Origin of the sequence: Collinsella sp. HCP28S3_B9 (genome assembly GCF_052066095.1) — a bacterium.
Taxonomy (GTDB): domain Bacteria; phylum Actinomycetota; class Coriobacteriia; order Coriobacteriales; family Coriobacteriaceae; genus Collinsella.
In genome coordinates, this window is record NZ_JBQHST010000002.1 from 100452 (window position 1) to 109880 (window position 9429).

At 65.3% G+C, this 9429-nt stretch carries 5 protein-coding genes and 1 tRNA gene; all 6 read left to right on the forward strand.

Features of this window, described 5'->3' with window-relative positions:
• The first annotated feature begins 135 nt into the window (after positions 1-135).
• Entirely contained in the window at positions 136-1593 is a 1458-nt protein-coding gene (selA, locus tag ACTNBB_RS01350) for an L-seryl-tRNA(Sec) selenium transferase (RefSeq protein ID WP_441056162.1), read from the forward strand.
• A complete protein-coding gene (gene selB / locus ACTNBB_RS01355; protein WP_441056160.1) occupies positions 1590-3557 on the forward strand; it encodes a selenocysteine-specific translation elongation factor in 1968 nt (655 codons plus the stop codon). The genes selA and selB overlap by 4 nt, the downstream gene beginning before the upstream one ends.
• Positions 3558-3593: 36 nt before the next feature.
• Positions 3594-3690 (forward strand) — tRNA-Sec (locus tag ACTNBB_RS01360).
• A gap of 349 nt (positions 3691-4039) precedes the next feature.
• Entirely contained in the window at positions 4040-5395 is a 1356-nt protein-coding gene (gene gdhA / locus ACTNBB_RS01365; RefSeq protein WP_154515369.1) for an NADP-specific glutamate dehydrogenase, read from the forward strand.
• Positions 5396-5528: 133 nt separating this feature from the next.
• Complete coding sequence (locus tag ACTNBB_RS01370) at positions 5529-6431, forward strand: FAD binding domain-containing protein (RefSeq protein WP_441056158.1); 903 nt, start codon at positions 5529-5531, stop codon at positions 6429-6431.
• Complete coding sequence (locus ACTNBB_RS01375; protein WP_441056156.1) at positions 6431-9262, forward strand: molybdopterin-dependent oxidoreductase; 2832 nt, start codon at positions 6431-6433, stop codon at positions 9260-9262. The genes ACTNBB_RS01370 and ACTNBB_RS01375 overlap by 1 nt, the downstream gene beginning before the upstream one ends.
• The last annotated feature ends 167 nt before the right edge of the window (positions 9263-9429 follow it).

Below are 9429 nucleotides of genomic sequence, written 5' to 3' on the forward strand. Positions count from 1 at the left end.
CGTCTGTTTGACGTTGGACCTCCCGCGGGGCGTCGTCGTGCGAGGATAATAGCGATTGATTGATTCAGCCGATCTAATCGGCCGATAGTTTGACGTTCGAACGATTGATTCACCTTTGGTTTTGAAAGGCCGCACATGAGCGATAGCCAGAACATGTCCGATGAGGTTCGCGCCCGCCTGCGCGCCATTCCCTCCGTCAACGAGCTGCTCGCCGAGTGGCCGGTAGTGAAGGCGGCGGGGGAGACCTGCGACGCGGTGGTGCATGCCGCCGTCACGGCCGAGCTCGACGAGGAACGCGCCGCCATTCGCGCCGGTGCCGTCCCGCGCTCTAAGCGCGACCTGGCCTCGGCGATCGAGTGGCGTGCGCACCGCTCCGCGCTGCCGAGCCTGCGCCCTGCCGTCAACGCCACGGGCGTGGTCATCCATACCAACTTGGGCCGCGCCCCGCTCGCGGAGTCGGCGGCAAAGGCCGTGGCCGAGGTTGCGCGCGGGTACAGTACGCTCGAGTACAGCGTGGACACCTGCTCGCGCGGGTCGCGCAAGGAACACGCCGCGCATCTGATCCGCTCGCTCACCGGTGCCGAGGACGCGCTTGTGGTCAACAACAACGCCGCCGCGGTGCTGCTGGTGCTGGCGACCCATGCCGCAGGCAAGGAGGTCATCGTTAGCCGCGGCGAGCTTGTCGAGATCGGCGGCAGCTTTCGCATCCCCGATGTCATGGCGTCTTCGGGCGCCCAGCTCGTCGAGGTCGGCGCCACCAACCGCACGCACCTAGAAGATTATGAGCAAGCCATCACGCCCGATACGGCCATGATTCTCAAGGTCCATCCTTCCAACTATCGCATCGAGGGCTTTCACGAGGAGGTGAGCTCTCGGGAGCTTGCGGCGCTTGCTCACAAGCATGGCCTGCTGTTCTATGAGGACCAGGGGTCGGGCGCGCTCCTGCCCGATGACATCCTGGTGCGCGGTGGCGAGGAACCCACGCCGGCTTCGGTCGCGGCGGGGCTCGATATCGTGTCGTGCTCGGGCGATAAGCTGCTGGGCGCGGCGCAGGCGGGCATCATCATGGGCCGTCGCGATCTGGTCCAGGCCTGCGGCGCACATCCGCTCATGCGCGCTCTTCGTCCGGGCAAGTTGGCGCTTACGGCGCTCGAGGCCACGCTGCGTATCTACATGGACGGCGCCGATGTTGCCCATCGCGATATTCCGGTGCTCAACATGCTTACGCTGCCGCAGGCCCATTTGGAGCGACGTGCCCGCAAGCTGCGCGATCGTATGGTCGCCGGGCTCGATAAGGCCGGTTGCCCGTGCGCCGTTCAGGTGGAGATCGTCGAGGAATCGTCGACCCCCGGTGGCGGCTCGCTGCCTACCATGGAGCTGCCCACGATGTGCGTTGCCGTGCGTCTTGTTGACGCGCGCCTGACGGTCGATGCGCTCAAGCGCTCGCTTGTCCAGGACTTCGACACGCCGGTCGTCACGCGAACCTCGCACGATCGCATTTTGTTTGACGTCCGTACGCTCGTGGGCGACCGCGATATCGAGACGGCGGCGTCGACGCTTGCCGCATGCGTTGAGAAGGCGATTGCTCGATGAGTGAGGTCCAGGCGCTGGTGGAGTGTCCCGTTATCGTTGGCACGGCGGGCCACGTCGACCACGGTAAGTCTGCATTGATCGAGGCACTGACCGGCAAGAATCCCGACCGTCTGGAGGTTGAGCGTCGTCGAGGTATGACCGTTGAGCTTGGCTTTGGCGAGCTGGCGCTGCCGAGTGGCAAGATTGTCGGCCTGGTCGACGTGCCTGGCCATGCCCACTACCTGCGCGCCATGGTGCAGGGCGCCACGGGTATCGACGTGGCCGTGCTGGTGGTTTCGGCCGTCGAGGGCGTGATGCCGCAGACCCGCGAGCACGTGCATGTGCTGGAGCTGCTGGGCGTCACGCATATGGTGGTCGCGCTGACGATGTGCGACCTGGCCGATGCCGAGATGACCGAGCTTGCCGAGCTCGATGTCGATGACTTTTTGTCGGGTACCGTGTTTGCGGGCGCGCCGATTGTGCCCGTGTCGTCCAAGACGGGCGAGGGGATCGACGGGCTGCTTGCGGTGCTCGACGAGCAGGTAAGTGCCTGCTGGGATGCTTGCCGCGACCGTTCCGATCGGAGCGATGCCTCGTCTCGCCTGCCGATTGACCGCTGCTTTACGATCAAGGGTGTCGGCACCGTCGTTACGGGAACGCTGCACGATGCGCCGGTTGCGGTGGGCGACGAGCTGATGGCTTTGCCGTCGCGTACGGTCTGTCGTGTGCGCGGGATTCAGGTGCATGGCGATACGCCGCGCGCGCTGCCTGGGCAACGCGTGGCGCTCAACCTGGTCGGTGACGGTGTCGCGGCGCTTGACCGTGGTGAGATGCTGGGCGTGGCGGGTCGCTTTGGTCAGACGTTGCGCTTTATGATGACGTTTACCTACCTGGGCCGCGAGGGCGCCAAGCCGCGCGTGCTCGAGTCGGGCGCGCGCGTGCACGTGATGGCCGGCACGGCCGAGGTCATCGGCCGCGTCATGCTTTTGGAGGGCGAGGCCCCCATGGCGGTGGGCGAGACCCGTACCGTGCAGGTGCGCCTGGAGGAGCCATTGCCGCTGCGCGCCGGAGACCATGCCGTGGTGCTGTCGTATTCGCCCGTTATGCTCATCGGCGGCGGGCGTGTGCTGCTTTCGCGCTGCCGTCGCTCGCGCGAGCTTTCGGCCGGCGAGCGTGCGCTGTTTGCGGCGCTTGAAGCCGGCGATGCCGTTGCTGGCGTAGACGCGTGGCTGGCGCTGCAAGCGCTGCCGGTTGCGGCGGCTGATGTTGCCGAGGCGCTCGATCTTGTTGCCGGTGAGGCCGATGCCGCGCTGGGCGAGTTGGTGGCGCGAGGTGTTGTTTGCGAGCTTGCCGGCTCGGGCGGCACGTTGTATGCGAATGGCGCCGTGCTCGATGCCGCCATGGACGTGCTGGCGGCGACCCTGTCTGCCATGCACGCGGCGGCTCCCAAGGAGACGGGTTTTACGCCCGGCGCCGTTGCCCATGCTGCGTGGCCTGCCGCCGATGAAGGCGTTGCCGCGGCCCTGATTGCCGAGGGCTGCTCGCGTGGCGTGTGCGCCGCCGAGGGCACCGAGGTGTTCGACCCGCACTCCGCTGCTGTCGCGGCGCGTGTGGTGCGCGAGGCGTGTGAGCGCATTGTGGCGCTGCTCGACGGGGCCGGCCTCGATGCGCCGACGCTGCCCGAGGTGGGTGAGCGACTGCAGCTCGACCGCGACACCATGACGCGCGCCCTGCGCGAGCTTTCGCTCAACCGCTCGATCGTTAAGGTCGAGCGCGACGTTGCACTGTCTGCCATCTCGGAAGCCCATGCGCGCGAGCTTGTCGCCGCTGTCATTGAGGCAGCCGGCGGCGCTGCCACCACGAGCGTGCTGCGCGAGGCGCTGGGTGTGTCGCGCAAACGTGCCATCAGCATCTTGGAGCACCTGGATGCCGTGCGCTTTACGGTGCTCGACAAGGAAGCCGGCGGCCTGAGGTCCCTGCGCTAGACTGGCTGCTCGGTTTGGTAAAATACCGCCGCACTTGGGAACGGATGGGCTCCGGTGGGCTCCGCGGTCCTCAAAACCGTTGCGAGGCGTGCAAAACGTCTTGGATGTGTTCGATTCACATACGTTCCCGCCACACGCCACCAGCGCTTTTGTGCTCGCGGTCTTGCTGCGTGCCGCAAAGGCGCTGTTTTGTTTTTATGCGGGTCCGCCGTGTCGTCTGTCTTGCCGCCGGTGTGCCCGGGCGCATCATGTGTCCCCAATGTGGTGGTTTGGAACATGTGGACGAAACAGCTTCGAAACACGCGATTTGTACGTCGGGCGCTCAAAAACGCTTCTACCTGCATCGTAATCAAAACGAAACATCTGCTCGTCGGCTTATGCGAAACTTTGCTGCAACAGTGCGATATTATCCATACACGATAAAGTTCGCGGCGCATAGGGTGCCGTGACCGACATTTTCGTTTCCCATCATTGGAGGAAGCATGAGCTACACGCAGAAAGTTCTCGAAGAGCTCAAGGCCCGCTATCCCGAGCAGCCTGAGTTCATCCAGGCCGCGACCGAGATCCTCGGCACCATCCAGCCGGCGCTCGACGCCCACCCCGAGTACGAGGAGGCCGCCCTGCTGGAGCGCCTCGTCGAGCCCGAGCGCATCGTCATGTTCCGTGTTCCCTGGGTCGACGATCAGGGCAAGGTTCAGGTCAACCGCGGTTACCGCGTCGAGTTCAACTCTGCCATTGGACCCTACAAGGGCGGCCTGCGCTTTAACCCGACGGTCACCCTGGGTATGCTCAAGTTCCTGGGTCTGGAGCAGATCCTCAAGAACAGCCTGACCACCCTTCCCATGGGCGGCGGCAAGGGCGGCTCCGACTTTGACCCCAAGGGCAAGTCCAACAACGAGATCATGCACTTCTGCCAGTCCTTCATGACCGAGCTCTATCGCCACATTGGCCCCAACACCGACGTTCCCGCCGGCGACCTGGGCGTTGGCGGCCGCGAGGTTGCCTACATGTTCGGTCAGTACAAGCGCCTGACCAACGAGTGGACCGGCGTCCTTACCGGCAAGGGCCTCTCCTTTGGCGGCTCGCTCGCCCGTACCGAGGCCACTGGTTACGGTCTGGTCTACTTTGTGGACGAGTACCTCAAGAGCCGCGGCGACTCCTTCGAGGGCAAGAACGTTGTCGTTCACGGCTCCGGTAACGTCGCTATCTACGCGGTCCAGAAGGTCGCCCAGCTCGGCGGCAAGGTGCTCGCCTGTTCCGATACCCACGGCTGGGTCGAGGATCCCGACGGCATCGACTACACCGTGCTCGAGCACGTCTACAACAAGAAGCGCTCCGGCCACGACAAGGGCGTCACGCTCGCCATGTATGTTGACGAGAAGCCCAACGCCGTGTGGCACGAGGGCGACGGCCGCGGCGTGTGGCAGCTGCCCTGCGACATCGCGCTGCCCTGCGCTCGCGAGAACACGCTGCTGCTCGAGGACGCCCAGGCGCTCGTCGCCAACGGCTGCAAGGTGGTCGGCGAGGGCGCGAACATGCCCACGACCATCGAGGCCACGACTTACTTCCAGGAGAACGGCGTCGCCTTTATGCCCGGTAAGGCTGCCAACGCCGGCGGCGTGCTCGTGTCCGGCCTGGAGATGAGCCAGAACGCCGAGCACCTGTCCTGGACCTTCGAGGAGGTCGACGGCAAGCTCGAGCAGCTCATGCGCGGCATGTTCCACAACGTGGACGACACCGCCAAGGAGTACGGCCAGGAGGGCAACTTTGTCATGGGCGCCAACATCGCCGGCTTCCTGAAGGTCGCCGACGCCATGCTCGCCCAGGGCGTCTGCTAAATCTTCGCTTGACATAGCATGTGATGAGGCTCCCAGCCATCCGGCTGGGAGCCTTTTTCTATGGTGGCGAGGGCTGTGCGCCCTCGTTTGGCACACTTAGAGGTACTGGACAAGTGAAGAGATGGGGGAGAACGTGCTCAAGTTCGGTACCTACGTTCGCGTTGGAAACGCGGCCGAAGCCTATGAGCTCTTACAGAAGAACCGCAACAACAAGATTGTGGGCGGCGGCATCTGGATGCGCCTGGGTTCGCGTCGCGTGGCGACGGCGATTGACCTTTCGGCCTGCGGACTCGATCAGATCGAGGAGACCGAGACCGAGTTTCGCATCGGTGCCATGTGCACCCTGCGCCAGCTCGAGCGCCATGCCGAGCTCAACGCGCTTGTCAACCATGTCTTTGAGTTCGCCGTCCACGATATCGTGGGCGTGCAGCTGCGCAACACCGCCACGGTGGGCGGCAGCATCTACGGTCGCTTTGGTTTCTCGGACGTGCTCTCGGCCTTTTTGGCGCTCGATTCGTACGTTGAGCTGACGGGTGCCGGCCGCGTGCCGCTCGCCGAGTTCGTGGATATGGGCTACGTGCGCGACGTGATCGAGCACGTGGTGGTCGTTAAGCACGATTACCGCGCAAGCTACGAGGCCGTGCGCAAGGCCGCGACCGACTTCCCCTCCTTAAACGTCACCGCCGCCTGGTGGGACAACAGCTGGCATGTCACCGTGGGCGCCCGCCCGCTGCGCGCGACCCTGCTGCAGGGCGAGGCGTGCGGCCTGGTGAGCGAGCAGCCTTCCGAGGACGAGCTGCGCGCCCTGGCCGCGTCCGTACGCGCACTGAGCTACGGCACCAACCTGTGGGGCTCGGCCGACTATCGCCGTTGCATCTCGGCGCCGCTTGCCGTGCAGGCCGTGTGCCGCGCCGCCGGCATCGAGCTTTCGGCCTCGCTTGCCCGCGAGCTCGAGGGCGTGCAAGTGCCTAAGTTTGCCACGGACGAGTATTCCTGCCGCCGCGTGCCCGGCGTCGATTCTAGCGAGGTGCGCTAATGGCTGCCAAACTCATCGATCTTTCCTTTACGCTCAACGGCCGCAAGGTCAAGGTTCAGATTGCCCCCGACACCATGCTCTTTGCGCTGCTGCGCGAGCAGGGCTGCGCGTCGGTGCGCTGCGCCTGCGAGACTACTAACTGCGGCCTGTGCACGGTGTGGCTCGACGGCGACCCGGTGCTGAGCTGCTCGGTTCCCGCTGCGCGCGTCGAGGGCCGCTCCGTCACCACGCTCGAGGGCCTCAAGGCCGAGTCCGAGGCGCTCGCCCACGCAATGGCTGCCGAAGGCGCCGAGCAGTGCGGTTTTTGCGCCCCCGGCCTCATCATGAACGTGCTGGCGCTTGCCCGCGCCGCCAAGGAGGACCCGAGCCTCGTCGCCACGCGCGAAGAGCTCTCGCGCCAGCTCGCCGGCAACCTCTGCCGCTGCAGCGGCTACGAGAGCCAGCTGCGCGCCATCGTCCGCTTCCTTAACGAGTCCGGCGTGCAGGTGGGCTTTGAGATGCCCGAGCTTCCGGTCAACGACACCAGCTGCGATGGCGTCTCGTACAAGCAGATCACCCATAAGCAGCCCAAGAAGGACTCGAAGGCCCTGCTCGAGGGGCGTCCCGTCTACACAGGAGACCTGGTGCCCGCCGGCGCCCTTATCGTCAAGCTCAAGCGCAGCCCGTATGCCCGTGCCAAGATCCGCTCCATCGATACGTCGCGCGCCCTGAAGGTGCCCGGCGTCGTGGGCGTCTACACCTACGAGGACGTGCCCAAGCGCCGCTTTACTATCGCCGGCCAGAGCTATCCGCAGCCGAGCCCCTACGACCGCCTGATCCTCGAGAACCTGGTGCGCTACCAAAACGAGGAGGTGGCGATCGTCGCCGCCGAGACCGAGGAGGCCGCCGACAAGGCGCTCAAGCTCATCAAGGTCGACTACGAGGTGCTCGAGCCCCTGCTCGACTTTACCCAGGCGCTCGATAACGACATCGTGGTCCACCCCGAGGGCGACGTGACCTTTATGTTCCCGCAGGGCGGCGACGTTGCTCGCAACCTGGTGTGTAGCGGTACCAGCGATTTTGGCGACCTGGACGAGGCCTTCGCCCAGAGCGACATCGTCTTTGAGCGCACTTACACCAGCCAGGCCACGCAGACCGCGCCCATGGAGACCTTCCGTGCCTTCGCGACGACCGACGCGTTCGGCCGCATCTCGGTGACCACCTCCACGCAGGTGCCCTTTCATGTGCGCCGCATGGTCGCGCAGTCGCTCGACATTCCGCAGTCGCAGGTGCAGGTTATTAAGCCGCGCATCGGCGGCGGCTTTGGCTCCAAGCAGACGGGCTGCTGCGAGATCTTCGTGGCGTTCGTGACGCAGCAGACTGGCCGTCCGAGCTATTGCTGCTACACCCGCGAGGAGACCATCACTGCGGGCAACTCGCGTCACCAGATGCAGATGACCGTCAAGCTGGGCGCCATGAACGACGGCACCATCACGGCCATCGACCTGCACACGTTGTCCAACGCCGGCGCGTATGGCGAACATGCCACCACGACGATCGGCCTCTCGGGCCACAAGAGCCTGCCCATCTACAACCACGTGAAGGCGAGCCGCTTTAGGTGGGACGCCGTCTACACCAACACCAACCGCGGCGGTGCGTATCGCGGCTACGGCGCCACCCAGGGCCAGTTTGCCGTGGAGAGCGCCGTCAACGAGCTCGCCGACATGCTGCACATGGATCCCGCCGACCTGCGTCTTAAGAACATCGTGCGCGAGGGCGAGATTATGCCGCAGTACTACAACGAGAAGCTCAACGCCTGCGCGCTCGACCGCTGCCTGCTGCGTGCGATGGACATGATCGGCTGGCGCGACAAGCCGCTGGCCGTGGACCTGGGCGACCGCGTGCGTGCTCTGGGCTGCGCGCTCACCATGCAGGGCTCGGGCATCTCCAACGTGGATATCGGCGGCATCGACATGCGCCTGGAGGAGGACGGCTTCATTACCATCGGCACGGGCGCCACCGATAACGGCATGGGTGTCGACACGATCCTGGCGCAGATTGCCGCCGAGGAGCTGGGCGTGGAGAGCTCGCTTATCGTGGTGCGCGGCGTGGACACCGACGTCTCGCCGTTCGATGCCGGCTCGTACGCGAGCTCGGGCACGTACGTGACGGGCCTGGCAGCCAAGAATGCCGCGACCGAGCTGCGCGAGAAGATCTGCGCCAAGGCCGCCCAGATGTGGGACGTGGACGCCGCCGACGTGGTCTTCGACGGCCAGTACGTGCGTCTGTCTGACGAGCGCGCCGCCCGCGAGTGCGGCCGCTACCTCACGCTGCGCGACTTTGCCAACCTGTGCGTCAAGAACATCGCGGGCGGCGACGCGCTCACCTCGCATGCTTCTGCCTGCCTGCCCGTTTCGCCTCCGCCGTTTATGGCCGGCATTGCCGAGGTCGAGGTCGACAAGGCCACCGGCAAGGTGACTGTGGTGGACTATGCGGCGGCTGTGGACTGCGGCACCGTGATCAACGAGGCACTCGCGCGCGTCCAGGCCGAGGGCGGCATTGCCCAGGGCATCGGTCACGCGCTCTACGAGATTGTCGAGCACGACGACCGCGGCCGCCTGCGCACCGGTAACTTTATGAGCTACAAGCTGCCCACGCGCCTGGATATCGGCAGCATTCGCGTGGCCTTTGAGCCGAGCTACGAGCCGACGGGCCCGTTTGGCGCCAAGTCGATCGGCGAGGTCGTCATCAACACACCGCTCGCCGCCGTTGCCTCGGCCGTGGCGCACGCCACCGGCCACCAGGTTCGCTCGCTGCCGATCACGCCCGAGAAGGCCCTGCTGGGGGAGTAGGCGAGGCGAGGCAGCCGCCGCTCTTTGGCAAGCCCGAGGAAACTGCAGCCCACTTTTCAACCGAATTGTGGGCTGCGGGAGATAGCCGATGGGGGTAGCTAATTTGGCACGGGGGGTTTTTTTAAACACCCCACAACGGGGGGGCTCAAAAAAACCCGGCGACCATT

Coding starts and splice junctions, on each gene's coding strand:
- selA (WP_441056162.1), top strand. CDS start 136: ATGAGCGATAGCCAGAACATGTCCGATGAGGTTCGCGCCCGCCTGCGC.
- selB (WP_441056160.1), top strand. CDS start 1,590: ATGAGTGAGGTCCAGGCGCTGGTGGAGTGTCCCGTTATCGTTGGCACG.
- gdhA (WP_154515369.1), top strand. CDS start 4,040: ATGAGCTACACGCAGAAAGTTCTCGAAGAGCTCAAGGCCCGCTATCCC.
- ACTNBB_RS01375 (WP_441056156.1), top strand. CDS start 6,431: ATGGCTGCCAAACTCATCGATCTTTCCTTTACGCTCAACGGCCGCAAG.